The sequence below is a fragment of the Algibacter ulvanivorans genome, assembly GCF_048381495.1.
Taxonomy (GTDB): Bacteria; Bacteroidota; Bacteroidia; order Flavobacteriales; family Flavobacteriaceae; genus Algibacter_B; species Algibacter_B ulvanivorans.
This window is the reverse complement of record NZ_JBLWGD010000047.1, coordinates 1-319: the sequence shown is the minus strand read 5'-3', so window position 1 is coordinate 319 and position 319 is coordinate 1. Positions and strand designations below refer to the sequence as shown.

Sequence of the window (319 nt, the reverse complement as noted above, 5' to 3'; positions counted from 1 at the left end):
TTAAGGTGACCGGGTTACCAACGCTGATTGGTGTGCCGTCTACTTCCGTAATCACCATGTTATTGTTATCGCCATCTGGATCGTTATCGCCATCTAATGCGTTAACTGGTACATCCGTGTTGATCGTCGCATTGCCTATCGTTTCATCATCTGCTACTGGAGGTAATTGATCGAATGTGATAGCGACTTGACCTTGATCCGTTAAACCGTCTTCATCTTCTACCGTATAGGTGAAGTTGATTGGTTCTGTGCTATCCGTTACTGGGGTTACACTTAATGTACCGTCTGGGTTTAATGTCACCACACTACCGTCACTTAA

The 319-nt window shown here is 44.8% G+C and carries 1 protein-coding gene; it reads right to left on the bottom strand.

Annotation, left to right across the window (positions count from 1 at the left end; all coding sequences use genetic code 11):
* On the bottom strand, positions 1 to 319 hold a 319-nt coding region (locus tag ACNG5D_RS15930; protein WP_418184518.1), incomplete at both ends, for an Ig-like domain-containing protein.